The sequence below is a fragment of the Dyadobacter soli genome (assembly GCF_900101885.1).
Taxonomy (GTDB): Bacteria; Bacteroidota; Bacteroidia; order Cytophagales; family Spirosomataceae; genus Dyadobacter; species Dyadobacter soli.
Genome location: NZ_FNAN01000014.1, coordinates 108989 through 135378, shown reverse-complemented (window position 1 = coordinate 135378; position 26390 = coordinate 108989). Strand labels below are relative to the sequence as shown.

Annotated in this window: 25 protein-coding genes; 12 read left to right on the top strand and 13 right to left on the bottom strand. The window is 49.8% G+C overall.

Translation table 11 applies throughout. The annotated features are described in order from the left end of the window. Positions 1-33 precede the first annotated feature (33 nt). From nuoK to glpK, 3 genes are all read right to left on the bottom strand, one after another. Positions 34-369 carry an NADH-quinone oxidoreductase subunit NuoK gene (gene nuoK, locus BLQ88_RS23250; protein WP_176885077.1) on the bottom strand — a complete coding sequence of 112 codons (336 nt, stop codon included), beginning with the start codon at positions 367-369 and terminating at the stop codon, positions 34-36. A gap of 120 nt (positions 370-489) precedes the next feature. Beyond that, a complete protein-coding gene (locus tag BLQ88_RS23245) occupies positions 490-1299 on the bottom strand; it encodes a 3'-5' exonuclease (RefSeq protein WP_090154956.1) in 810 nt (269 codons plus the stop codon). A gap of 220 nt (positions 1300-1519) precedes the next feature. Continuing rightward, positions 1520-3019 carry a glycerol kinase GlpK gene (glpK, locus tag BLQ88_RS23240; protein WP_090154954.1) on the bottom strand — a complete coding sequence of 500 codons (1500 nt, stop codon included), beginning with the start codon at positions 3017-3019 and terminating at the stop codon, positions 1520-1522. A gap of 163 nt (positions 3020-3182) precedes the next feature. Between glpK and pbpC the strand changes: the two genes are divergently transcribed. Further along, positions 3183-5483, top strand: a complete 2301-nt coding sequence (pbpC, locus tag BLQ88_RS23235; protein WP_090154952.1) for a penicillin-binding protein 1C — start codon at positions 3183-3185, stop codon at positions 5481-5483. Positions 5484-5680: 197 nt separating this feature from the next. Here pbpC and BLQ88_RS23230 read toward each other — a convergent pair whose 3' ends face one another. The 5 genes from BLQ88_RS23230 to BLQ88_RS23210 are packed head-to-tail and all read right to left on the bottom strand — an operon-like array spanning position 5681 to position 9544. Beyond that, on the bottom strand, positions 5681-6715 hold the full coding sequence (locus tag BLQ88_RS23230) for a M28 family peptidase (protein WP_090154950.1): 1035 nt from the start codon (positions 6713-6715) through the stop codon (positions 5681-5683). Next, positions 6699-7220, bottom strand: coding sequence for a DUF192 domain-containing protein (locus BLQ88_RS23225; protein WP_090154948.1), 522 nt, complete (start codon positions 7218-7220; stop codon positions 6699-6701). Before BLQ88_RS23225 ends, BLQ88_RS23230 begins: the two co-directional genes overlap by 17 nt. Before the next feature lies 1 nt (position 7221). After that, complete coding sequence (gene cysS / locus BLQ88_RS23220; protein ID WP_090154946.1) at positions 7222-8724, bottom strand: cysteine--tRNA ligase; 1503 nt, start codon at positions 8722-8724, stop codon at positions 7222-7224. Between the two features lie 21 nt (positions 8725-8745). Further along, a complete protein-coding gene (locus tag BLQ88_RS23215; protein WP_090154944.1) occupies positions 8746-9132 on the bottom strand; it encodes a DUF5618 family protein in 387 nt (128 codons plus the stop codon). Between the two features lie 28 nt (positions 9133-9160). After that, entirely contained in the window at positions 9161-9544 is a 384-nt protein-coding gene (locus BLQ88_RS23210; protein ID WP_090155133.1) for a DUF5618 family protein, read from the bottom strand. Between the two features lie 191 nt (positions 9545-9735). Between BLQ88_RS23210 and BLQ88_RS23205 the strand changes: the two genes are divergently transcribed. The 3 genes from BLQ88_RS23205 (at position 9736) to BLQ88_RS23195 (ending at position 12160) form a co-directional block, all read left to right on the top strand. Continuing rightward, complete coding sequence (locus tag BLQ88_RS23205) at positions 9736-10653, top strand: PfkB family carbohydrate kinase (protein ID WP_090154942.1); 918 nt, start codon at positions 9736-9738, stop codon at positions 10651-10653. A 131-nt stretch (positions 10654-10784) separates the two neighbouring features. Then, positions 10785-11603, top strand: a complete 819-nt coding sequence (locus tag BLQ88_RS23200; RefSeq protein ID WP_090154940.1) for a glycerophosphodiester phosphodiesterase family protein — start codon at positions 10785-10787, stop codon at positions 11601-11603. Positions 11604-11620: 17 nt separating this feature from the next. Beyond that, positions 11621-12160 carry a hypothetical protein gene (locus BLQ88_RS23195; protein ID WP_143016913.1) on the top strand — a complete coding sequence of 180 codons (540 nt, stop codon included), beginning with the start codon at positions 11621-11623 and terminating at the stop codon, positions 12158-12160. On the opposite strand, the gene BLQ88_RS23190 is transcribed toward BLQ88_RS23195, so the two are convergent. From BLQ88_RS23190 to kdsA, 4 genes are all read right to left on the bottom strand, one after another. Then, complete coding sequence (locus BLQ88_RS23190; RefSeq protein ID WP_090154936.1) at positions 12157-12690, bottom strand: DNA-3-methyladenine glycosylase I; 534 nt, start codon at positions 12688-12690, stop codon at positions 12157-12159. The two genes, BLQ88_RS23195 and BLQ88_RS23190, sit on opposite strands and share 4 nt — an antisense overlap. A 37-nt stretch (positions 12691-12727) precedes the next feature. Continuing rightward, positions 12728-13186, bottom strand: a complete 459-nt coding sequence (locus BLQ88_RS23185; RefSeq protein ID WP_090154934.1) for a GyrI-like domain-containing protein — start codon at positions 13184-13186, stop codon at positions 12728-12730. Positions 13187-13247: 61 nt separating this feature from the next. Then, positions 13248-13925 (bottom strand): phosphatase PAP2 family protein, encoded by a 678-nt coding sequence (locus tag BLQ88_RS23180; RefSeq protein WP_229212814.1) that lies wholly within the window; start codon positions 13923-13925, stop codon positions 13248-13250. Between the two features lie 11 nt (positions 13926-13936). Further along, positions 13937-14749, bottom strand: coding sequence for a 3-deoxy-8-phosphooctulonate synthase (gene kdsA / locus BLQ88_RS23175; protein WP_090154930.1), 813 nt, complete (start codon positions 14747-14749; stop codon positions 13937-13939). Positions 14750-14981: 232 nt separating this feature from the next. Between kdsA and BLQ88_RS23170 the strand changes: the two genes are divergently transcribed. The 5 genes from BLQ88_RS23170 (at position 14982) to BLQ88_RS23150 (ending at position 19679) form a co-directional block, all read left to right on the top strand. Continuing rightward, on the top strand, positions 14982-15218 hold the full coding sequence (locus BLQ88_RS23170) for an acyl carrier protein (RefSeq protein ID WP_015813362.1): 237 nt from the start codon (positions 14982-14984) through the stop codon (positions 15216-15218). Positions 15219-15261: 43 nt separating this feature from the next. Then, entirely contained in the window at positions 15262-16515 is a 1254-nt protein-coding gene (fabF, locus tag BLQ88_RS23165) for a beta-ketoacyl-ACP synthase II (protein WP_090154928.1), read from the top strand. Between the two features lie 14 nt (positions 16516-16529). Further along, complete coding sequence (gene rnc, locus BLQ88_RS23160) at positions 16530-17276, top strand: ribonuclease III (protein ID WP_090154926.1); 747 nt, start codon at positions 16530-16532, stop codon at positions 17274-17276. 238 nt (positions 17277-17514) lie between these two features. Next, positions 17515-17943, top strand: a complete 429-nt coding sequence (locus BLQ88_RS23155) for an Hsp20/alpha crystallin family protein (RefSeq protein WP_090154924.1) — start codon at positions 17515-17517, stop codon at positions 17941-17943. A gap of 203 nt (positions 17944-18146) precedes the next feature. Beyond that, entirely contained in the window at positions 18147-19679 is a 1533-nt protein-coding gene (locus BLQ88_RS23150) for a Do family serine endopeptidase (protein WP_090154922.1), read from the top strand. 70 nt (positions 19680-19749) lie between these two features. Here BLQ88_RS23150 and BLQ88_RS23145 read toward each other — a convergent pair whose 3' ends face one another. Continuing rightward, positions 19750-21531, bottom strand: coding sequence for a pseudouridine synthase (locus BLQ88_RS23145; protein WP_090154920.1), 1782 nt, complete (start codon positions 21529-21531; stop codon positions 19750-19752). A 301-nt stretch (positions 21532-21832) separates the two neighbouring features. Here BLQ88_RS23145 and BLQ88_RS23140 point away from each other — a divergent pair, with 301 nt between their 5' ends. The 3 genes from BLQ88_RS23140 (at position 21833) to BLQ88_RS23130 (ending at position 26384) form a co-directional block, all read left to right on the top strand. Further along, the gene (locus tag BLQ88_RS23140) at positions 21833-23782 is read left to right on the top strand and encodes an acetoacetate--CoA ligase (protein WP_090154918.1); all 1950 of its coding nucleotides are present in this window, start codon (positions 21833-21835) and stop codon (positions 23780-23782) included. Between the two features lie 121 nt (positions 23783-23903). Continuing rightward, complete coding sequence (locus tag BLQ88_RS23135) at positions 23904-25607, top strand: S41 family peptidase (RefSeq protein ID WP_090154916.1); 1704 nt, start codon at positions 23904-23906, stop codon at positions 25605-25607. A gap of 24 nt (positions 25608-25631) precedes the next feature. Continuing rightward, positions 25632-26384 carry an SDR family NAD(P)-dependent oxidoreductase gene (locus tag BLQ88_RS23130; protein ID WP_090154914.1) on the top strand — a complete coding sequence of 251 codons (753 nt, stop codon included), beginning with the start codon at positions 25632-25634 and terminating at the stop codon, positions 26382-26384. Positions 26385-26390: the final 6 nt, after the last annotated feature.

Here is a 26390-nt window from a genome sequence, read left to right as displayed (position 1 = left end):
TCTCTTGATTGTGTACCGGCTACGCGCCGATAGTTACCATTTCAGCTTGTTCAGGAACCCGATGTCCGTATTTCTGGTGTTGCGGTAAATCATTACGATAATGGCAAGCCCCACGGCCACTTCGGCAGCGGCTACGGCCATGATGAAGAACACGAAAACCTGTGCGGATGGATCGGACCGGTAGGAGGAGAATGCGATCAGCAGCAGGTTTGCGGCGTTCAGCATTAACTCGATCGACATAAAAATGATGATTGCATTCCTGCGTGTAAGCACACCGATGATACCGATCACGAAAAGCAGGGTTGCAAGGATTAGGTAACTTTGAAGTGGGATATGTTGAATAACCGCTGGTATGTTAACCTCTGGCATGGTAGGGTTTGGGATCATAGCAGGTTTACCTAATGGGATATCCGGTTAAAATAGTCAAAAATAGATTTCAGGCAAAAATAGACATAATTACTACTTACTCAAACCTGAGGTAAGATTATGTCAACGTTGGGTTAATCCCCTTAATTTAATCTCCGTCAATTTGCGTTTCGTGTCGAGTGGAAACTCGCCTTTCATCATCCAGTCGAAAAACGACGGTTCGTTTTTCAGGATGTCGGTCACGCGCTTGCCATTGTGCTTTCCAAAATTGAAAACCTCTTCACCTTTGTCGTTGAATACCATCCGGCCCGCGAAGTCCACGATTTTGGACGCGGTGAGCTCGTGCAATGCGGTTACATCGTTCTTCACCGGCTCGGTAACCTTACCGTGCGAATCCGTGAGCGTAACGCCCTGGTACTTTTCGATTTGCCCTTGTAATACTTCAAATGTGGCAATGGTATCCGCTTCGGCGCTGTGTGCATTGTCGAGCGTTTTGCCGCAATAGAACTTGTAGGCAGCTCCCAGGTTGCGAGGCTCCATCATGTGGTAAATGCGTTGCACGTCCACCATCCGGCGGTTTTTCACATCGAAATCCACTCCCACGCGCAGGAACTCCTCCACGAGCATCGGAATGTCGAAACGGTTGCTGTTAAAGCCCGCCAGGTCGCATCCTTCGAGGAATGTCGCCAGGTTTTTGGCAATGCTTTTAAATGTGGGGGCGTCCTTTATATCCTCGTCGTAAATGCCGTGTATGAGGCTGCTTTCCAGCGGGATAGGCATTTCAGGATTGATTCTCCGGGTACGGATTTCGGTTTCGCCATTCACCAATGCTTTTACAACGGAAATCTCTACAATGCGGTCGCGGACAATATTTACTCCTGTTGTCTCAAGATCAAAAAAAGCAAGGGGCTTTTTGAGATGGAGGGTATGCATGGGTTACTGAGGTTGATTTGGCACCGCGAAGTTAAGGTGAACCGCTTGACGGCACAAGGAATGGGCTTGTTTATAAAGATTATAAAAAAGGTCATTGGTGGTCAGGTGTTGTCATTTGTAGTCATTTGTAGTCAGGAATAGTTAGGAGAGGAGAAATTTTCATTCAAAATCCTGACTCTATCTGACAACACTTGACAAACACCCGACAAACACACCGTCACTAATCAATCCAGTCGTAAGATTTGGTAACTGCCTTTTTCCAGCCTTTATAGTAAGCATTGCGCTTTTCTTCGGCCATATCGGGATGCCAGGTGTGAGCGACGGCCCAGTTTTTCTTCAAATCGTCGGTGCTTTTCCAATAACCGACGGCGAGTCCGGCGGCATATGCGGCGCCGAGCGCGGTGGTTTCGGCGACGGCCGGAGAAACGACTTGCGTGTTGAGAATATCCGATTGGAATTGCATTAATAGCTGGTTATGAACCATACCGCCATCGACGCGCAGGCAGGCGAGCTCGATGCCGGAATCTTGTTCCATTGCTTTTACCACATCAGCCGTCTGATAAGCCGTAGCTTCGAGTACGGCGCGTGCGATGTGCCCCTTGTTCACGTAGCGCGTGAGGCCCGCGACCACGCCTCGCGCGTCGTTGCGCCAGTAGGGTGCATAAAGTCCTGAGAATGCGGGTACAAAGTAGGCGCCGCCGTTATCTTCGACAGTTGCAGCGAGTGGTTCGATGTCGCTCGCGTTCTGGATCAGGCCGAGGTTGTCGCGGAGCCATTGCACGAGTGCACCGGTGACGGCTACGCTGCCTTCCAATGCATATTGCACGGGTTGGTCGCCGAATTTGTAGGAAATCGTGGTTAACAGGCCGTTTTCGGAGGTTTTCAGCTCGGTACCGGTGTTCATCACGAGGAAGCAGCCGGTCCCGTAGGTGTTTTTGGCCATGCCGGGCTCGAAGCAGGTTTGGCCTACCAATGCAGCATGCTGGTCACCGAGGTCGCCGGCGACGGGTACGCCCGGAAGAACCTCGTGATCGGAATAACCATATATTTCACTGCTGCTTTTGATGGCGGGCAGCATGATTTCGGGGATATTATAAGCGGCGAGCATCGATTTGTCCCACTGCAATGTGCGTAGGTTCATGAGCTGCGTGCGGCTGGCATTGGTCACATCGGTCACGTGAATGCCGCCGTGCGTGCCGCCGGTCAGGTGCCAGATCAGGAAGGTGTCGATGTTCCCGAAAATCGCCTCGCCTTTTTCAGCGTCTTCCCGGATGCCCTCCACGTTTTCAAGCAGCCATTTCAATTTTAAACCACTGAAATAGGTAGACACGGGCAGGCCGGTAATGTCGCGGAACTGGTTGAGCCCGCCTTCCTTTTCATATTTCGCTACCAGATCGGAGGTACGGGTGTCTTGCCAAACCAATGCATTATAATAAGGCTTGCCGGTGCGCTTGTTCCAGACGACGGTCGTTTCGCGCTGGTTGGTAATGCCCACCGCCGCAATATCCGACGCGTGCGCCGATACATGAATGCGTGCCAATGCGATCACTTCCAGGGTATTTTTCCAGATTTCGGTGGGATTATGTTCCACCCAGCCGGGTTTCGGGTAAATCTGTTCGTGTTCTTTTTGTCCTACCGAAACGATATTCCCCTGTTGGTTGAAAAGTATGCAGCGTGTGCTGGTAGTACCCTGGTCAATGGCGGCAATGTATTTGGACATAATGGTATTATGATTGATTTTATTTGTAGTAAAGCAAGTAAATAGGGAAAATTAACCGATCAGGGCAAATGACCGCGCAATTTTATTGAACGGGGCGCCCGAAAACCGTCTGGCCGCGTTGACTGTATTATATTGCAGCTCAATCGGATTTCAGCATTTCCCCATGAAAAACAGCAAGGCCAGAAAAGGGTTATTGGCATTAATCGGCCTCATACTCCTGTTTTTTGTACTCGACCTGGCCTTTCCATTTCATCCCCAAATCCGTTACGCGACGCAAATAACCGATCAGAAAGGTCGCGTAATCCATGCTTTCCTGAGTAAGGAGGACAAATGGCGGCTCTATTCGAATGTGAACGAAATCACGCCGTTACTTCGGAAAACGCTCATTTATAAGGAAGACCAGTACTTTTATTGTCATCCCGGCGTGAATCCGTTCGCGGTCGCGCGGGCGGCTGTCAAAAATGTATTTTCAGGGAGAAGAACTTCCGGCGCGTCCACCATCACTATGCAGGTAGTGCGGCTGATGGAGCCCCGACGCCGGACCTATTTTAATAAGGTAGTGGAAATGTGGCACGCGTTTCAGCTTGAAATGCATTATTCCAAAGACGAAATCCTGCAATTGTATGTAAACCTCGTGCCTTATGGCGGCAATATCGAGGGCATTAAGGCTGCTTCGCTGCTATATTTCGGGAAAGCGCCGCAGCTATTGAGCCTCGCCGAGATCACGGCATTGACCATCGTGCCCAACCGCCCGTCGGGCCTGCGCCCGGGTACGCGTAACGACGCATTGCGGGAGGCAAGGAATAGCTGGCTGAAACGGTTTGAAGCGGATGAATTATTTGAATCAACCGTGATCCGTGACGCATTGGAAGAGCCATTGAATATCCGTCGCCTCCAAACCCCGCGCTTCGCGCCGCATCTTTCGATACGCCTCAAACAGCAACATCCCGACGAGCCGGTGATCCGCACCAACCTTAACTTACAAGCGCAAAGCCAGATCGAGGAGCAAGTACGGAATTACATTAATCGCCGGCAATTGATGAATATCCACAATGCGGCCGTGCTGGTTGTGAATAACGAAACCATGCAGGTGGAGGCTTACGTCGGCTCGGCGGATTTCAACAATCCGTTCGACGGTGGGCAGGTCGATGGCGTGCGGGCCGTGCGCTCGCCGGGGAGTACTTTGAAGCCATTATTGTACGCCGCAGCATTCGACGCCGGCATTATCACGCCGAAATCCGTTTTGAATGATGTTCCGGGGAATTTCAACGGCTATGAGCCCGAAAACTTCGATAAGCATTTCAATGGCGCGGTCACTACGGAATTTGCATTGGCCAACTCGCTGAATATCCCGGCTGTAAAGGTTTTGAAAGACATCGGTACGCCCGCATTGATCGCCAAATTGCGGAAAGCAGGTTTCAAAACGGTCGATAAGCAGGCCAAGGACCTCGGATTATCGATGATATTGGGCGGCTGCGGCGTGACTTTGGAAGAGCTGACGCGCCTTTTCGCCGCATTTGCCAATGAAGGGAAGCTGCGGAACCTGCGGCTAAGCGGCGGGGATGTTGAGGATAAAAAAGGCACTGCTATTTTATCGGAGGAAGCGACATTCCTTACCACCAGCATTTTAACCCAAATCACCCGCCCCGATTTGCCGACCAATTTTGACAACACCTATCATTTACCCCGAATTGCCTGGAAAACCGGTACGTCGTATGGCAAAAGAGATGCTTGGAGCATTGGCTACAACCGCCGGTACACGGTGGGCGTGTGGGTCGGGAATTTTTCAGGCGAAGGCGTTCCTGAGCTGAGCGGCGCAAATACGGCCACTCCGTTGCTGTTTTCGATCTTCAATGCATTGGATTACAACTCTCCGAAAGGCTGGTACAAGTCGCCGGCCAATATTTCGCTCCGTAACGTGTGCCCTGTAAGCGGCGATATCCCGTCGGATTTCTGCGATCATCAGATTCCCGATCAATACATCGTTGGCACTTCGGCTTACAGTAAATGCCAGCATATGCGCTGGGTATTTACGGATGCGGCGGCGAAAATGTCGTATTGCACTTATTGCCTGCCCGAAAAAGGTTTTGAGAAAAAAGCTTATCCCAATCTGGCCCCGGAGCTGATCGCTTTTTATGAATTGCAAAAACTCCCTTACCAAAAGATACCGCCCCATAATCCGCAATGCGAGCGGGTTTTTCATGAAGGGGCGCCGCTGATCGTGAGTCCGAATGATGGGAGCGAGTACTACATCCGCAAGGACGAGCCGCAGCAAATCCAGCTCGCCTGCCAGGCCGCGAACGATGTGCAGGAGGTTTACTGGTATGTCAATGACAAGTTATACCAAAAATCGCCGCCGCAGGAAAGCGTCTTCCTGAGCCCGCCACTGGGGCGCGTGAAGATTTCATGCAGCGACGATAAGGGACGCAACTCCGATGTCTGGATTGTTGTGAAGCGGATGTGAACAGTCAGGTATTGTCAAGTGTGGTCAGGGGTTGTCAAGTGTTGTCAGGTGTGGTCAGGGGTTGTCAGGTATGGTCAGGTGTGGTCAGGAGAAGTCAGCTACTGTTGATTTAGTCAAAGACAACTCCTGACTTTCAATAACAAAACTTGACAACTCCTGAATATACCTGACCACATCTGACAATACCTGACCACACATTACAGCGGCTGGTCCTGCGCTTCCTGGTAAAGGACCTGAACGAGCGTCTGACCGACGGCTTTTAACGTTTTCGGATCGATGTTTTCCATCGTATCGTGTGAGGTATGCCACTGGTCGAAGAACGTTTTGCTTAGGTTATTGGGCCGGGTATGGATGATATCGATCATCGGGATATGCCCCACCTGATTTACAGGAACGTGGTCGTCGATAATGCCGGGGCCGGCTTCGTCGATGAAATAATTGCTGTAACCCAGGCGGCTGGCTGTTGTCCAAACCTGCCGTACCACATCGCTGGCGAGCTGCAATGAATAGGCTTCTTTAAAGAATGTGGCCCCTTTTGCGCCAGCCATGTCCAGCAGAATCCCGAAATAGGCGGTATAATTAGGTATATGTTTGTTGGCCGCCCAATACTGCGAGCCGAGGCAGAATCCGCCGTGTTCCATTTTGGTCTGCTCCGATTCGGAACTGCCCCAGTCTTCGAGGTCAAAAAAGATGATATCGACGCCAATCTCCGGTTTGGCCGACTGAACCGATAGCGTACGAGCTACTTCCAGCAGAATCCCTACGCCACTCGCGCCGTCGTTTGCGGCTAGCACCGGCTTGTTTTTCACTATCGAATCCTGGTCCGAGAATGGACGGGAATCCCAGTGGGCTGCCAGGAGAATTCGTTTCGCAGCCTTCGGATTGAAGGAACCGATGATATTGCGGCCATTGAGAATTTTGCCGTCAAAAGTGGTGTCCTTGAAAATCTGCTCACTTACCTCCAATCCATATTTTTTCAAGCTGGCTACAAGGTAATCGCCGCAGGCTTTGTGCTGCGACGTCCCCGGCACGCGCGGGCCGAAATCGACCTGCTTTTGTACGAATTGAAATGCGCTGTCGGCATTGAAATCGGCACTTTTAACGAGCGCCGGCGGTGCCTGTTCGGCGGTTTGCTCGGAACCGGTGTTGCTGTTGCAGCCGTAAGCACCGATCATGATCGCTAATGCGACCGGTAATTTTTTAAAAAACAGGCTATTAGAAAGAAATGACATCTCCTGATTGAATATTGTTTTGCTTGGTAAAACCCGCATTGACCTCCACCACATATTGCACCAAACCATAAGGCGGAATGCTTTCTTCCGAATACGGTTGGGTGTTTTCTGCAATGGAAATGATTTTTTTATCCGGACCAACATATATAATGTCCAGCGGAATGGATGTGTTCTTCATCCAGAATGAATGGTTGTCAGGCTGCTCGAAAATGAAAAGCATACCCACGGAATCGGGCAGGTATGAACGAAACATGAGTCCTTTGTCACGCTCCGCCTCGTTTTCGGCGATCTCGACCTCGATCTTTTTGAACGGCTGGCCTTTTTTTACGAAGGTTACTTCTCCTTCCTTATTGAAAACCGGCGTCGGCGTTGCCGCAGCAGATTCCAGATCGGACTTCTCAATGGTTTTGCCCTTTGGGAAAAATGACCTTAGCAAATAAGTGCCACCACCCACGATCAATACCGCCCAAAAAAGATACGCAAAGAAAGACCGCCGCTTTTTCATATTATTCTTCGTAGGCCCAGTCGATGCGCGTTTTCGTATCGCGGATCACCAGCCCCTGATTTTTGAAATAAGAACGGATCTCGTCCACTTTTTCGTAGTTCTGCGAGAGTTTAAATTCCCGGTACAGTTTCAACATACCGTCGAGGATCGCGTGACCTTCGGCGAGCTCTTCCTTCAGGCCGAGCACATCTTCGAAGAAAACGACAAACTGCTCTTTCAGTGAAGTAAATACTGCTTCGCCCAACGCAACAGATTTCAATTGCCCCGTATTCAGCATGTTAATGTATTTCAGCATGTTGAAAAGGTTGGCAAATGCCACGGCGGTGTTCAGGTCGTCATTCATCGCATTGTAAAAACCTTCGATCGACTTTTCGATATCAGCCTTTTTCGCTTCGTCGGCATTCACGCCGTCTTCGTGCGTGTACGTGAGCATTTTCGCGATGCGCAGGCCGTTTGCGAGTTTTTTGTAGCCTTTCTGAGCGGCTTTCAATGCGTCGTTCGAGAAGTCGAGCGTGCTGCGGTATTGGCTTTGGAGCATGAAAAAGCGCACGGTCATCGGGCTGTAAGCCTGGTCGAGCAGCTCATGATTACCTGAAAACAATTCCGAAGGCAGGAATGAGTTGCCCAGCGATTTGGACATTTTCTGCCCATTCACTGTGAGCATATTGGTATGCATCCAGTAGCGCACCGGTTCTTCGTCCGTCAGCGACTTACCCTGCGCGATTTCACATTCATGGTGTGGGAATTTCAAATCCATTCCGCCGCCGTGGATATCGAATTGCTTGCCTAAGTATTTGGAACTCATGCAGGTACATTCCAAATGCCAGCCCGGAAAGCCTTTGCCCCATGGCGATTCCCATTGCATAATGTGCTCGGGACTGGCTTTTTTCCACAATGCAAAATCGAGCGGGTTGCGCTTTTCGGCCTGACCGTCGAGCTCGCGGGTTTCATTCAGTAAATCCTCTATAATGCGGCCGGAAAGCTTGCCGTATTCGTTGCCGTTTGCCTGGTATTTGTTAATATCAAAATACACAGAACCATTCGATTCGTACGCTACCCCTTTGTCGATCAGCGTCTGAACGGCCTCGATCTGCTCGATCAAATGGCCGGTTGCCGTTGGCTCGATGCTGGGAGAAAGCAGATTAAATATGGCGGTAACTTCGTGAAAATCATTGGTATACCGCTGCACGATCTCCATTGGTTCCAGCTTTTGCAGCTTGGCCATTCTACCGATTTTATCCTCACCTACGTCACCGTCACCTACAAGGTGGCCTACGTCGGTAATGTTACGCACGTAGCGGACCTTGTAGCCAATGTGCGTCAGGTAGCGGAACAGGATATCGAATGAGAGGAATGTACGGATGTTGCCCAAATGCACATTGTTATAGACCGTCGGCCCACACACATACATGCCGACATAGGGAGGGGCAATGGGAACGAAAACATCCTTTTTACGGGTAAGCGTATTGAATATTTTAAGTGGCTGGAAAGTTTGTGCGGTCATTTATATGTTGTACTTTCTTGATTACTGATTTTTCTTTTCAAGCCGTGTTTCGACCCAGTCGATGATTTTCTCGGCACTATCTAGCCCTAATGCGGCTATTTTGGCGCTTTGGGTTCCCTGGTACCCCATGTCGATATGCAGTATCTGATAAGCGGTTGCAAAATTTGATAGCAAACTCTTATCAACCCGGCTCAATTCATACTGGTACCACTCCACGCTTTTGGGAGTCTTCTTGTTTTTCTCTCCTAACAATTCATTCAGCACCAGCAGTATACCAGTGTAGGCTGTATGACCTGCAATTTTAACATACTTTTTGTCCTGATAGAGTCCATCCTGTTTTCTGGCATTGTTGCTGAGAAAATTTTTTGCATTGTCAATGTGTCGTCTTGCTTCTGAGATTGCTTCCATGATAGTATGTGATTACGTGTGGTACTAGTTATCTGGATGTTTTCTTTTCAAGCCGTGTTTCGACCCAATGGATAATCTTGTCTGCGTCTTGCAAGCCGATAGTGGCCATTTTTGCATTTGGATCACCGTCATAGCCCATTCCGATATGCAGATGATGATAGACATTCATAAAATGGGCTAATACCCGTTTGTCGATAGTACTAAGCTCTTTCTGGTACCACTCGACACTTTTGCGTGACCCCTTCTCTGGAAGCACGGCATCGAGCGCGATCAACACGCCGCTGTAAGCCGTGTGCCCGGCGATCTTCACATATTTAGAGTCCTGGTATATGCCGCCTTCCTTCCTTGCATTGTCCCTAAGAAACCCTCTTGCGTTGTCGATGTACCTTTTTGCTTCGTTAATTACTTCCATAATAGTATGTGATTTAGTTGATAGAGAATTTACCTCAGACAAAAATAGCAAATAACCCAACATTGATTTGTAGGTGTAGCTGAGAATGAGCGGGCGGGAGAATGCTATTCGACCGTTTTGTTTATCTTCGCAGCGTTTTTGCATTTAAAATCCAGTTTGAAACTAACTTAAAATCAACACAGTAATCACTTATGAGTTTACTTACCGTAGGATCTGTTGCATTCGATGCGCTCGAAACCCCGTTTGGAAAAACAGACAAAATTATCGGTGGTGCAGCCACTTACATCACACTAGCTGCTTCCTATTTCACCCAACAAAATAACCTCGTTGCGGTTGTCGGCGGCGATTTTCCCCAGGAAATGATCGGCCTGCTCCAAGAACACGGCGTGGATACCAAAGGTTTGGAGATCGTTCAGGATGGCAAGACGTTCTTCTGGTCGGGTAAGTACCATGAGGATATGAACACCCGCGATACGCTGATCACGGAGCTGAATGTAATGGAGCATTTCGATCCTATGATCCCGGATTCCTACCAGGGTACCGAGTATCTGATGCTGGGTAACACGGTTCCTGCGACGCAAAAACTGGTGATCGAGCGACTGGCGAAACGCCCGAAGCTGATCATGCTCGATACGATGAACCTGTGGATGAACATCGCTTTGGATGATTTGAAATCGGTGCTGAAACTGGTCGACCTCCTGACGATCAACGACGAAGAAGCGCGCCAGCTTTCCGGCGAATATTCTTTGCGCAAAGCTGCCAAGAAAATCATGGCGATGGGCCCGAAAACGCTGATCATCAAGAAAGGAGAGCACGGCGCGTTGCTGTTCCAGGAAGATCGTATTTTCTTCGCGCCTGCATTGCCATTGGAAGAAGTATTCGACCCGACCGGCGCTGGCGATTCATTCGCAGGTGGTTTTATCGGCTACCTCGCTGCTACCGACGACATTTCGTTCGAAAACATGAAGCGTGCGATCATTTACGGATCGGCGATGGCCTCTTTCTGCGTTGAGAAATTCGGTACCGAGCGTCTCGTGAACCTTTCGACAGAAGAAATCAATGCCCGCGTTCAGGAATTTGTGAAACTGGCAAGCTTCGAAATACAATAAAAGTTTAAAGTTTTGAGTAGATGAGTCTATGAGTTGGAATTAACTTTCTGCTTGTAGACTCATTTTTTTGGCCGCACATTAGCCTGTTTGATTGAAAAAGTTGTAACCCCGCTGATAACCTGAAATTCAAGATGAAATTGTTTATCCGAAAAATAGGCTCTCTCGCAGCGTGCGCAATGCTCGTCGTACCTGCATTTCCGCAACACGCGGCGAACCCGGCGCTGCCGCATGCCAAACACAAAACCGTCGTGATCGCCCACCGCGGCAACCATGTGAATGCACCGGAAAACACGCTGGCGTCTACCCGCGAGGCCATTCAATGCGGCGCGGATTATGTGGAGGTGGATTTGCGGACTACCAAAGACGGGCATCTGGTCGCAATGCACGACGCCAAAGTCGATCGCACGACTAACGGCATGGGCAAAATCGCCGATATGACCTGGCAGGAAGTGGTGGAATTGCAGGTTTTCAACCGAAATAAAAAGACCCACCGCATTCCCGAATTCCGGGAGATATTGGCTATTTGCAAGGGCAAAATCAACATTTACCTCGATTTCAAAGACGCTGACGTAACCGAGAGCTGGAAACAGATCAAAGCCGCCGGTATGGAACATCAGGTGGTGGTTTATTTAAATAAGGAAGAGCAGTACAAAAAATGGAGGGAAGTAGCGCCGGAAATGCCGCTGATGACCAGCTTGCCGAAAGAAGTTACCAATAAGGAACAGCTCACAGCATTTTTGAACCATACACACATTCAGGTCGCCGACAATATTACTGAACCAGAATTGTTGAAAGCCGCACATGAATTGGGCATTGCGGTCTGGCTCGATGTACAAAGCCCTACCGAAGGCCCGGCTTCCTGGAATGAGGCATTGCACAAAGGCGTGCAGGGTTTGCAGACAGACAAGCCAGCTGAAATGGTGTCCTATATCAAAACGAATGTTCAATAGAATTCAACAGGCCGGTCATGAAACATCCTATCATTGCAAGTACTATGTTTCTGTTGGCCTGCTGCCATTCGCCAAGGCAAACAGAAGCCCCGTCCGGCTCCGCCGAGCCTGCCGCTCAATTGAGCCGTCCGTCGGTTTTAATGTATGCCGACATTGATCCGTTTATCGATGTCGGGAATATGACAGAACAGGAAGTTGCCGGGCTTTTCAGCAAAATGCATCAGGCCGACCAGCAATACCGCGACAGTTTGTATAATGGAAGGAAGGAAAATGAGGCGGCTTTTTCACAGAAAATGCGCGCCAATGACGAGGCTAACCTGAAAATTCTGAACAAAATCATCCAGGTACATGGCTGGCCGAAGAAAAGTGTTTTCGGCGAAGAAGCGGCGGAAACGGCTTGGCTTGTTATCTGGCATCACCGTGGTAACAGGCACATTTTATGTCAGCATTTTGATCTGATGGAAAAGGCGGTGAATGAGGGAGAGATGAGCGCTTCCCTATTCCGGCAGGTTGAAGATCAGGTTGCGATGCTCTCTCCCGACCAAGTCAATTATTAGACTGATTGAATAGTTCGATACACCGGGCAATCCGCGTCATGCGCTCCCGGTAAATAACCTGTACTCATCAGAAACTCATTTACGATCTCCCCACCGGTAAATTTGAAGGTCTTCTTGAACAGCTTGATCCATTGTTCTTTGGTCAAAGGATGATGCGCGTCGATCCAGCCTTTGAATGAGCCATATTCCTGTTTGAGTTCGAGAATTTTCTGCGCATTCACGATAGCCGCATTTACTTTCAAGTGGTTCCGCACAATGCCGGCATCTGCCAACAACCGCTCACGGTCAGCTTCGTCGTAAGCAGCTACTTTTTCAATGGAGAAATTATCATAAGCCGCGCGGAAACTGTCCTGTTTCCGTAGCATTAATGTCCAGCTAAGCCCGGCCTGATTGATTTCCAGTAACAAACGCCCGAAAAGTTCGTCGTCGTCTTCGATCGGGAAGCCGTAATGGTTGTCGTGGTAATGTTTGTGGAGCAGGTAATCGGCCTGCTCCGAGGGGTTGTTGTTGACGTAAGTGCAATATGACATCGCGTAGGTAGTAAAGAAACGTGTGTTGTGAGTAAGCTTATTTCAAAATGCCGATCTGAACCTCGGTAATGTTGCGTTCCGGATTTTCGAAATCCATATTCAGGTAAATCTCGCGGTTCTGGCCCGACATGTTCAGTTTCTGCGCCATGATCTCTCCGAACAGCGCACCGTAAGTATTCACCAGCCCATCCCAATTCCCGTAAAGCTCCGCACTAATGCATTCAAATGCTTCGAGCTGTTTCAAATGGTAAGGCGAATCGATCGAATGCGATGGCTTCGTGACAGGCAATGCGATCGTCAATGTAAAAACCGTATCGGGCTGGCCGTCCGCACCATTGTAGATCCAGTAAACCGGACCGGTGATTTCGAGATCGTTACGGACGGCGTCCTGGTAGAGCTTCCGGGCTTCTACACGCACATACTGGAAAATTTCCTTGAACGAAGTCCGCGTTTCGAAGTACAGAACGTGAATGGGCTGAATGGTTTTCGTTTGCATGGCTAACAGATGTTTATGCAAAGGACAAACTCGCAAGTGACAACCCTATGTCAGCAGCATTTCAAATTTTTTCGCGGTGTTTCCGGGCTTTCATTCTGCGCACCTGCTGTTGCATCCAGGGGTAGCTGATATAGAGGACTTTCGTCGCGCCAATGCCTATACCCGCACCCATGAGCACGTCCGCGAGCCAGTGGTGATTGCCAAGTACGCGCATTGTGCCTACCGCCGTGGCCGTTCCGTAGCCGCCTATACTATATAATATGCTCCGCTGGCCGTATTCCTCGTGCAGGATCGTCGCATTTGTGAATGCGGTCGTGCTGTGCCCCGAGGGAAACGAGTGGTAATCCTCGCCATTCGGCCGCGGGTAGCGTACAATGCGTTTAAGGCTTTGTGTGACACCCTGGGCGATGATGTTCGAAAGCAATGCAAGAATCACCTGATCGCCCAGCTTATGCTTTCCTTTCACACCCGCCGAGGCAAGTCCGAGGCTCACGACGCCAGGCGCGTAAGGCAGGTATTCGTCCCATTTCGTGTTGTAATTGGGATAGCTTGAAACCACGCGCTCCTGTAAATGCCGGCTGATTTTGCCTTGTACAATCAGGCCGGCCAGGCCAAGCGTAACCGGCGGAATAACATCGCCTGCCGTGACTTTCCAGAGCTTCGTGGAATCCTCCTGTGCAAATGCAGCCTGTGGAAGGATTTGGGCCAAAAGAAAAAGGCATATCAGATATGCCTTCATTGTTTTTGTAATCATAAAATAGCTTCTCTCACACGTACTAATCTTTCCAATAGCCCTTCCAGCTGATCCAGCGGAAGCATATTGGCGCCGTCGGATTTGGCTTCGGCAGGGTTGAAATGGGTTTCGATAAACAGGCCGTCGGCACCTACTACAATGGCCGCCTTGGCAATGGTTTCGATCAGTTTCGGCTTGCCACCGGTTACGCCGGATGATTGATTGGGCTGTTGCAATGAATGCGTGCAATCCATTACCACCGGCACGCCGAATGCGGCCATTTCCGGCAGATTCCGGTAGTCGACTACCAGATCGCCGTAGCCAAAGCTGTTGCCGCGGTCGGTGAGGATCACCTGTGCGTCCGGATTGACCTCGTTGATTTTTTCAGCGGCGAATTTCATTGAAGCACCGGAAAGAAATTGTCCCTTTTTCACATTCACAGCCTTGCCCGTGCGTGCGGCCGCGGCGAGGAGCTCGGTCTGGCGACACAGGAATGCGGGGATTTGCAGCACGTCCACATATTCGGCGGCAAATGCGGCTTCGTGCGATTCGTGTATGTCGGTTACAGTAGGAATGCCGAAAGTCTGACTTACCTCCTGCAAGATCTTCAATGCTTTTTCATCACCGATCCCGGTAAAAGAATCGATTTTGGTGCGGTTGGCTTTGCGGTAGGAACCCTTGAAAATATATGGAATACGCAGGCGGTCGGTGACCGTCACGATATGCTCGGCGATCCTGAGCGCCATGTCCCGTCCCTCGATGGCACAGGGGCCGGCCATGAGGAAAAAGTTGGTCGAATCGGTATTTTTCAGCTTTGGTATCGAGATCATACTGGTGTTGGTATAGATATTGATAAATGTTTTGCGAATGTACGGCTATCCGTAATGTTCTCTTTGTAGTGGAGATATTTCTTGGAATGAAACCTTTCTAAAAGGCTGATTTCCTGCTTTTTTTTATTTTAAACAGGGATTGTGCAATAAAAAGGCCAGTTTAAAAAATTTTTGAAAAAGTGAACTGAAATATCTTTCTTTGTGGCGATTTTAACCAAAAAGTGATTATAAAATGTCAGCAATTGCAGAAAGAGTTAAGCAAATTATCGTCGAAAAACTCGGCGTTGAAGAGTCGGAGGTTACACCGGAAGCAAACTTCCAGAACGACTTGGGAGCGGACTCTCTAGACACCGTTGAATTGATTATGGAATTCGAAAAAGAATTCAATCTTTCTATCCCTGACGATCAGGCAGAGAACATCGGTACAGTTGGTCAGGCTGTTGCATATCTGGAAGAAAACGTGAAGTAATCTCGGTTTTTACCAGTACAATCTTCTATTCTGTCCCAATTTTATGAGTTTTAAGCGAGTTGTAATTACAGGAATGGGCGCTCTGACGCCCGTTGGCAATGATGTTCCTACCTTTTGGTCAAATCTGGTTGCAGGCGTAAGCGGTGCAGCCCCCATCACGCGGTTCGATGCTGAAAAGTTTCGCACCCGTTTTGCGTGTGAGGTAAAAGGCCTGGACGTTACGAATTACATCCCCCGGCAAGAAGCCCGTAAAATGGACCCCTTTACACAGTATGCCGTCATCGCGGCTGATGAAGCGATGAAGGACGCCGGCTTTGACGCAGATACGCTTGATCTCGACAAAGCCGGTGTAATTTGGGGCTCCGGTATCGGTGGCCTCAAAACTTTCGAGGAAGAAGTGATGAACTATTCCGAGAACGGCAGAACACCCCGTTTCAACCCTTTCTTTATCCCGAAAATGATCGTCGACAGCGCTTCTGGCGTTTTGTCGATCCGGTATGGTTTCCGGGGGCCCAACTTTATCACGGTATCGGCTTGCGCTTCGGCAACCAACGCATTGATCGACGCATTCAACTATATCAAACTCGGTTTGATGAATGTGTGTATCTCCGGCGGTTCGGAAGCGGCGGTAACGATTGCCGGTGTGGGTGGTTTCAATGCATTAAAGGCATTGTCCGAAAGAAACGATTCGCCTGAAACCGCTTCGCGCCCTTACGATAAGGACCGGGATGGTTTCGTGCTAGGAGAAGGCGGGGCGGCGATTATTTTGGAAGAACTCGAACATGCGAAAGCACGGGGAGCCAAAATTTACGCCGAAATGATCGGTGCGGGCATGTCGTCCGACGCCTATCACATCACGGCTCCGCATCCGGAAGGATTGGGGGCGTTTATTGTAATGAAAAATGCAGTCGAGAATGCAGGTATCAAGCCTGAGGACATCGACTACATCAACACCCACGGTACATCTACCCCGATCGGTGATCCGCAGGAGATCAAAGCCATAGAAAAATTCTTCGGCGAGCATGCATATGATCTGAATATCAGCTCTACGAAATCGATGACAGGGCATTTATTGGGAGGAGCAGGAGCGATTGAAGCTGCCGCCTGTATCATGGCGATCAAAGACCAGGTCGTGCCGCCTACCATTAACCACTTTACCGACGACCCGGAAATCAATCCGCGGTTGAAGCTTACATTCAACAAAGCTGAAAAACGTCGCGTAAATGTCGCTTTGAGCAATACATTCGGTTTCGGAGGTCATAATGCGTCAGTCGTTTTCAAGAAGTACGAAGACTGATTAATACTCTACCATTGGCAAAGCGAATTCTTATACCGATACTTTCCCTTTTCAGGACCGGAAGTGCTGAGGACAAAAAATTTAAGGAGTCGGTTGCGCATGTCATAGGCGACAAGCCTTCCAATCTCGGCGTTTATCAGCTGGCTTTCAGGCATACCTCCGCTTCCCGCGAAACCGCTATCAAAGGTTTCAGGGAATCGAACGAGCGTTTGGAATACCTCGGCGACGCGGTGCTGGGCATGGTGGTAGCAGAATTTCTTTTTACCAAATATCCCTACAAAGACGAAGGCTTCCTCACCGAAATCCGTTCCCGGATCGTTAACCGCGAGTCGCTGAACCAGATTTCGCGCAAGCTGGGCCTCGACAGGCTGATCGAATACGATGGCAACCGCCGCGGTATGTCGCCACGCTCGTCCATGTACGGGGATGCGCTCGAAGCATTCGTAGGCGCTATTTACCTCGATAAAGGCTTCCGTTTCACGCGGACCTTCATTATCAGCAAGCTGATTACGCATTACGATCTGGACAGCATTATCCAGAACAATGTGAACTTCAAAAGCCTTATCATCGAATGGGCGCAGCGCGAGGGCAAGGAAATCCGTTTTGAAATACTCGAAGAACGGGGCACCCGCCATCACCGCGAATTCATTTCACAAATTCTTGTGAACGACGAGCCTTTTACGACAGGTAATGGCTTTACCAAAAAGAAAGCCGAGCAATCTGCCTCTGAACAAGCTTGCGCGATTCTTGAATTGAAATAAACCTTACTTATTGGTTAATGCTTGCTCATTGGTTTTCCAATGGGCTATTGGTGTTTTTGTCATTTTCAAAAACGCATATCGGTCATTTTGTCTGTATTTACAATAGTGATTTTGAGAAAATCGGTCATTTTGTCGCATATTTTTCACTTTTTCAGCACCGGAACAGAAGTTGTTATAAAGGGAGCATAACCGAGAGGTTAGCAGAAACTGAAAAACTAAAAACAAAAACCTTATAACAATGAGCACATTAGTCAAACATTTCGCAGGTCCATCTTATTTGAACGGATTTTTTGGTAAGGATCTTTTTAACGAATACAACACTCCTGCATTTGCGGGCACCGTACCAGCTGTGAACGTGGTTGAAAGTAAAGAAGGCTTCCGCATCGAAGTAGCGGCTCCTGGCCTTCAAAAATCCGACTTCAAACTCAACCTTGAAAAAAATCAACTGACCATTTCAGCTGAGAAAGAGCAGAAGGAAGAGAATGCAAACGAGAAGTACACAAGGAAAGAATTCAAATACGCATCTTTCCAAAGGACCTTCACCTTGCCTAACACCGTGGATGGCGATAAGATCGAAGCGAACTATGCCGATGGCATCCTGAGCATCGCATTGCCGAAACGTGAGGAAGCGAAAGAAAAACCAGCCCGCCAGATCGACATCGCGTAATCGGACGGACTTACATAATGGGCGTTATTCGAAAGGATAACGCCTTTTTTATGGAGCCGGCAGATAATCCTGTGGCAGGATATTTTAGTAAATTCTCAAATAAAATATCTTTGTTAAAAGATGTTAAACGAATCTACGGCGGGAATAATTTGTTGATCGATTTACGTTATTTGTCCATAAAAATATAACCCCAACATATGTCTATGAAAACAAATTGGAAAGGTTTGGTGTTGGTTGGGTTGATTTCAAGTGCGTCAACCATAGCTGGCCTCAAACTCCTTGGTCCTGATAGTGATAGAGATGTAATTTTCAAAGAAGCGGCTTCCGAAAATATAGCACGTTTTACCTCGGCAGGCGCTCCGGCAGGTGCTCCCGGCGATTTCGTTTACGCAGCCGAGGCTACCACACCGACGGTCGTGCACATCAAATCGACCGTTACACGCCAGGCCTCCCGCGGCCAGCAACAGATCCCGGATATCTTCCGCGACTTCTTCGGTGATGATTTCGGAGGCGGCCAACGCGGCCCGCAGCAATCGGAAGCGACCGGTTCGGGTGTAATCATTTCAAATGATGGATACATTGTTACCAACAACCACGTGGTGGAAGGTGCGCAGGAACTGGAAGTGACCCTGCACAACAAAGGTAAGTTCCGCGCGAAAGTGATCGGAACCGACCCTTCTACGGATATCGCCGTGATCAAAATCGAAGGTAAGGATCTGCCGGCCGTGACGATCGGAAATTCGGATGCGGTGAAAGTAGGAGAGTGGGTCGTGGCCGTGGGTAACCCTTTCAACCTGGAATCTACCGTTACAGCCGGTATCGTAAGTGCAAAAGGCCGTGGATTGGGCATTATCGGCCAGTCGAGCCGTCGTAACCAAATGCAGCCAACCGCAGCCACAGCCGGTGACTCTCCATTGGAATCATTCATCCAGACCGACGCCGTTGTGAACCCTGGTAACAGTGGTGGTGCATTGGTAAACCTGAAAGGCGAGCTGATCGGTATTAACACGGCTATCGCCAGCCCTACGGGTAGCTTCGCAGGTTATGCGTTCGCGGTGCCTTCGAGCATTGTGAAAAAAGTATCGAGCGATTTGATCAAATTCGGTAATGTACAGCGTGGTTACCTGGGTATTTCCCTTGACGACCTCGATAGCCGCAAAGCCGAAGAATACGGTGTGAAAGTAAACGACGGTGTTTACGTGCGTGACTTTACGGAAAACAGCGCTGCAAAAGCAGGCGGTGTTGCCAAAGGTGACGTGATCGTGAAAGTGGACGGTATGAACATCCATTCGATCCCTGAATTGCAACAATCGATTGGTTTGCACAAACCTGGCGATAAGGTGAATGTGACCGTAAACCGCGATGGCAAGGAAAAAGACTTGAACATTACATTGCGTAACCGAACAGGTGGTTCCGAAATCATCAAACGCGACGAATCAGCTGCGGTAATGAGCTCGCTGGGTGCGCAGTTCGGTAACCTGAGCGATCAGGAAAAACAAAGACTGTCTCGCTACAAAATCGACGGCGGTGTGAAAGTACTTTCCATCGACGGCGGCAAATTCGCCCGCTCGCAGGTGGAAGAAGGCTTCATCATCACCAAGGTGAATGGCAAAGCTGTTAAGACTGTGAAGGAGTTCGAAGCGGCAATCGCCGGCAAGGAGGAATCGATGGTGCAGTTTGAAGGACTCTATCCTGACGCACCTTACGATGTGTACTCTTTTGGGTTTAGATTGTAATAGTTGAAAGTATAAAAGAAAGGGCTGCGGTGAATGTCATCGCAGCCCTTCTTGTTTTTAATGCTTTGTATTAAAGCAGAAATTTCAGCTTAATCACTTCCTTCTCCGTCAAAAAGCGCCATTTACCGCGTGGCAGATCTTTCTTATTCAAACCTGCGAAAACGGTACGGTCAAGTTTCTGAACTTCGTAGCCCAAATGCTCGAACATACGGCGTACAATGCGGTTGCGGCCACTGTGGATTTCGAGGCCTACCACCTGCGCATCCGGTGTTACCAAACCAACTTCGTCGGGGCGGATGAAACCGTCTTCCAGTTCAACTCCGGCCTGCAACTGTTCGAAATCTTCGGTTGCAATCGGCTTATCGATCTCAGCCTGGTAAATCTTTTTAATACCGCTCGAAGGGTGCGTCAGCTTTTCAGCCAGTTCGCCGTCATTGGTAAGCAAAAGCAAACCGGTTGTATTGCGATCGAGGCGGCCTACGGGGTACACGCGCTCGGAGCACGCGCCTTTGATCAGGTCGAGCACGGTTTTGCGCTCTTCGGGATCGTCGGTAGTGGTAATGTAATCCTTCGGCTTATTGATGAGGATATACACCATCTTCTCCGGGTTTAATGCCTTCTTGCCGTATTTCACCACGTCGGTAGGGCGTACTTTGTAACCCATTTCGGCGACGATCTTGCCATTTACCGAAATCTGGCCCGAAGAAATGAGGTCGTCGGCCTCGCGGCGCGAGCAAATGCCCGCATTCGCGATGTAACGGTTCAAACGGATTTCATCGGTTTCCTCCTTATCCTTATGTCTTGCCGATGGTTTTTTCTTGTGCTCGTAGCTGTCAAGATTATAGCGCGGCGCGGTTTCATACCGTCCTACTCGTCTCTCCAACCCGCTGCGGTCCTGCTCTTCATTGTCCTGGAACCGTGAGCGGTAAGGTTTGTCGCCGGGCTCTTCTCTATCGTCTTTTTTTTTAAATGTAGGACGGTCGTTACGATCGAATGAGCGTGCGGGACGCTCACCGCGCGGCTTATCGAAGCCCGGCTTAAACTCACGGTCGCTATTGTCTCTGTCGGAACGCGGTTTGAACTCACGGTCGCCATTATCTCTATCGGAACGTGGCTTAAACTCACGGTCGCCGTTATCTCTATCGGAACGCGGTTTGAACTCACGGTCGCCATTGTCTCTGTCGGAACGTGGCTTAAACTCACGGTCGCCATTATCTCTATCTGAACGCGGCTTATCGAAGCCCGGCTTAAATTCACGATCACCATGGCCTCTTTCAGGACGTGATTTGAAATCGCGGGAATCCCTGTCTGCGCGTGGGCGGAACTCGCGCTCGTCATTTTCACGGTCGAAGCGGGGTTTGAACTCGCGGTTGCGGTCTCCTCCGCCGAATCCGGATCTTTCAGGACGGTCGCCGAATGGTTTCCGCTCACCCGAACGGAAATCTTTTTTACCAAAATCCTTTTTAAAACCGCGCTCGGCAGAATCGCCTTCGCGACGGAACGGGCGTTCGCTGTTTGAACCGCCTTTGTCGGAGCCGTATTTTTTGAACTCGGGCTTGTCGAAGCGAGGTTTGTCAAAGCGAGGCTTACCGAAGCCCGGCTTATCGAAGCCCGGCTTACCGAAGCTCCCACGGTCGTCGCGTGGCTTCTCGTGATCGAAGCTTGGACGTGCTTTCTGGCCGTTGTTGTCGGCAGAAGCGGAAAATTTCAGACTGGATTTTTTAATGCTGGGCTTGCTGAACCGGCTTTCTACCTCTGGTTTAGCACGTTTGAAGAAGCCGCCTCCACCTTTGGAGCCACCGGCTGATGGGCGGGAACTGTTGCCGCCTTTGGGATTACTTCTGTTTCTCATTAGGAATGCAGTATCACTACTGGATTTATTTCCTCTTACAAATTTACCTTGTAACCGATTAGTGCTTTAATTCGCACAAAATGGTATGAATTGCCACTAAAACTGGTTATCCAACGTATCTGATGGTCAGAGTACTAGTGTTATAAAAAATTAGCCCGCAAAGATACGTGATTTTTTCCGGGTAAAAATTTTTGAATGGGTTTATGTCAAAAATGATATGGAAACGTTTATAAGTACTATCGGAGAAATGCCGCTGAAATGGCCATTTTAACCTAACTAAACCTTCATTAACAAGTAGATTATGTCAGCTGAGGCGCAGACGCAACCGTTATGGAAGCCGGGAAGGACCCTGTTGGAACAGTCCAATCTGAAAAAGTACATGGACTGGCTGTTTGTCAAAAAGGGCCTCTATTTCCGTTCATACCACGATCTCTGGGATTGGTCGGTGACCGACCTGGAAGATTTCTGGGAAAGTCTTTGGAATTACTTCAATATCAAATCCCACGATTTGTATCTCGAAGTGCTGCAAAGGCCTTTGACCGGCTTCATTGGCACGCGCTGGTTTACCCGTTCCAAACTGAATTACGCTGAACATATTTTCAGGAATAAAACCAAAGACCGCCCGGCGATCATATTCCAGGCCGAGCGATCGGAACCCGTGGAAATCTCCTGGGAAACGCTCGAAGCGGAAGTAGCAGCCGTTTCGACCTGGCTGAAACAGCGCGGCGTCAAGCCCGGAGATCGCGTGGCTGCGATATTGCCCAACATTCCGGAAGCCGTAGTCGCATTCCTGGCGACCAATGCGGTAGGTGCGGTGTGGTCGTCGTGCTCGCCGGATTTTGGCAAGCCAGCCATTACCGAACGTTTCGCCCAAATCGAACCGAAGGTATTGTTCACAGTCGACGGTTATGTTTATAATGGCAAAACGTACGATATCACCACATTTGCCGGCGAGCTTTCAGCGGCATTGCCTAGCGTCGCGGACACAGTATTGATCACCAACATATTTTCAGAAACGCGTCCGGACCGGTTCACAGCCTGGGACGACATCCTGCATTTCGAAAACTTCGGGATCGATTTCGAGCCGGTCGCGTTCGATCATCCGATCTGGATACTCTATTCGTCCGGCACCACAGCCAAGCCGAAAGCCATTACGCACAGCGTCGGCGGCTGTCTGATCGAGCATATGAAAGCATTGGCGCTGCACCAGAACGTGAAGCCGGGCGACCGCTATTTCTGGTACTCGACTACCGGCTGGATGATGTGGAACTACGCATTAAGCTCGCTGCTTTGCGGTGCTACGCTGGTCATGTACGACGGCGCCCCAGCCTACCCATCGTCGCAGGTACTCTGGACTTTGGCAGAAAGAGCTAAAATCACGCATTTCGGCAGCGGTGCCGCATTCTTTATCGCCTCTATGAAAAGCGGCGTCAGCATTACTTCCGAGCGGCTCAATCATTTGGAAACGATCGGCTCTACGGGCTCCCCGCTACCACCCGAGGCATTTGAATGGATTTACAAGCAAGTGAAGAAGGATGTTTGGCTGATTTCCCTGAGCGGGGGTACCGACGTGTGCAGCGCGTTTGTAGGCGGCTGCCCGCTCCTGCCCGTATACGCGGGCGAGATCCAATCCCGGATGCTCGGTGCCAGGATCGAAGCGTTCGACGAGAATGGGAAGCCGGTTTTGAATGAGCTGGGTGAAATGGTGATCACGCAGCCTATGCCATCGATGCCCATTTACTTCTGGAACGACGAGGATGACGAAAAATACGTTTCCAGTTATTTCGAAATGTATCCGCACGTATGGCGCCATGGTGACTGGATTAAGATTACCGACCGGAAATCGGTGATTATTTATGGCCGCTCCGATGCTACTTTGAACCGCGGCGGCGTGCGCATTGGTACTGCCGAGATTTACCGCGCCGTGGAAAGCATTCCGGAGGTGAAGGACAGTCTGGCCGTTTATCTCGAAAAATCGAATGGTGAGGGGACTATTTCGCTATTTATCGTCCTGGCGAAGGACAAGGAGCTTACCGAAGATTTGAAGAAGCAGATCAAAGACACGCTACGCACGCAATACAGCCCGCGGCACGTGCCCGACACTATCGAGCAGGTAGGCGATATTCCTTACACGATCAACGGTAAAAAGATGGAAGCGCCGATGAAGCGGATACTCATGGGCCAGGACCCTGCCAAGTGTATCAACATCGATACGATGCGCAATCCCGAATCATTAAAGGCATTCATCTAGCAATCCGTGCTTTTGGTCTGTTAACGGCCTGCATTCATTTGCATTAGGCAACCAAAATCGTTTAATTCACGTTGGGGAAAAATAGCCTTTTCCTGCACGCATACTCCAAATTTTTAACGGTATGAACTCACATAGCCCCCAGCCCCCTATCCAGAACTCGAAATCCGTGGTTCGTTTGCCTATCATCATCGCGATTACGCTGGCAGCGGGGGTGCTGCTGGGTAGTACGTTTTTCAGCGGTGGGAAGAAATTGTCCGACGTGGCGAAGGGCTACGGGAAGTTCAGGGAAGTGCTGATGCTGGTGGAGAACAATTATGTGGATTCGGTTGATACCGACGAGCTGGTTGACTTTTCGATCTCCAAAATGCTCGAAAAGCTCGATCCGCACACCGCTTATTTCAATGCAGAAGAAGCCACGGCCGCGCGTTCGCAGCTGGAATCGGGTTTTGACGGCATTGGCGTGGAATTCAATATTTACAATGATACGGTTTACGTGGTAACGCCACTGAGCGGCGGCCCGTCGGAAGCGGCCGGTATCCAGAGCGGCGACCGCATTATTTCTGTTAATAAAGAAAACCTTTCGGGTCCGGGCGTTACCAATGCGCAGGTTTACAAGCTATTGCGTGGAAAACGCGGTACCAAGGTCGATTTGGCGATAGAGCGGGTAGGGCTGAAAGACAAAATGAATTTCGCCGTCGTTCGTGACCGCATTCCTACCTATTCGGTGGATGCTTCTTATATGGTGGATCAGGAAATAGGTTACATCAAAGTGAGCCGTTTCTCGGAAACCACTTTCGACGAATTCAAATCCGCATTGAAAACATTAAAGGCCGAAGGTTTGAAAAACCTCATTCTGGATCTTCGCGGCAATCCGGGCGGCTATATGGAACGCGCTACGAGCATGGCCGACGAGTTTATCGCTGGCGATAAATTGTTGGTTTACACCGAAGGAAAAGACAGCCGTTTCGATCGCAAAACCCGTTCGCACGTGGACGGCCTCTTTGAGCAGGGCCCGCTGATCGTGCTCGTGGACGAAGGCAGCGCGTCGGCGTCCGAAATCCTCGCAGGTGCATTGCAGGACCACGACCGTGCTTTGGTGGTGGGAAGAAGGTCTTATGGAAAAGGACTGGTACAAATGCCGATCAAACTGTCGGACGGCTCCGAACTGCGCCTGACTATTTCACGCTACTACACGCCGAGCGGCCGCAGCATTCAGAAACCTTATGAGCTGGGCAAAGGCGAAGATTACAGCCAGGATCTCGCGCACCGGTACGAAAGCGGCGAGCTGTTCAATGTAGATAGCATTAAATTCGATAAAAGCAAAGTTTACAAAACCGACGGAGGCCGTGTGGTGTATGGCGGAGGCGGCATTACGCCGGATATTTTCGTAGCAAAAGATACATTGATGAACAGCAAATACCTGTTTGAGTTGTATTCCAAAAACATTATCCGCGAATATGCGCTGCGCTATGCCAACGAGAATCAGAAAAAGCTGGAAAAGCAGCCATTTAAGGAATACCTTAAGACATTCCAGGTATCGGATGTCATGCTGGCGGAATTGGTTAAAGACGCGTCCAAAGCGGGTATTAAGCTAAATGAAAAAGAATTAAACCTCTCCAAATCGCTCATTACCTCGCAAACCAAAGCGATTATTGGTCGCTATGTGTGGGGTAGGAAGCAGAAAAATGGTCTGAATAATGAAGTATTCCAGGTGCTGAACCCGAGCGACAATGTTTACCAGCAGGCGGTGCAGCTTTTTACGCAGGCAGCCCAGCTGGAAAAAGGCGAGTTCAGCAGCATGAATATTCCTAAAAACAAAAAATAAACTTCACTCCACACCATTCACTCAATGTCCCGTATTGCATTTATTACCGGAGCTACATCCGGTATCGGTAAGGCCACGGCGGAAGCATTCGCCGGGGTCGGAATAGATCTTATTTTGTGCGGCCGCCGCCAGGAACGCCTCGACGAAGTGGCCGCCGACCTATCTTCAAAAGTAAAGGTAACCACGCTCGTATTCGACGTCCGCGACAAAGGCGCGGTGCTTGCCGCCGTCGGTTCGCTGCCCGATGAGTGGAAAAACATCGATATCCTGGTCAACAACGCCGGCAATGCGCACGGCCTGGGCACGCTCGACGAGGGCGATACTGATGACTGGGACGCGATGATCGATGGTAATGTCAAGGGGCTTCTCTATGTTTCCAAAGCCATTATCCCGTTGCTTCTCGAACGCGGCAAAGGCCATATCGTGAATATCAGCTCCATTGCCGGCAAACAAACCTATGCGAACGGCGCCGTTTACTGTGCTTCCAAAGCCGCGGTGGAGGTAATCAGCGAAGGAATGCGCCTCGAACTGACGCAGCACGGCATTAAAACTACGAATGTCGCGCCCGGCGCAGTAGAGACGGAATTCTCACTCGTGCGTTTCAAAGGCGACGAAGACCGGGCAGAAAAGGTGTACCAGGGCTTCGATCCATTGCAGGCCGGCGACATCGCCGATGCGATCCTGTATGCCGTCAATGCGCCTGACCGTGTTACCATTGCGGACATCACTATCCTGGCCGGAGCCCAGTCCGCCGCGACGACAATCCATCGTAAATAGAATTTT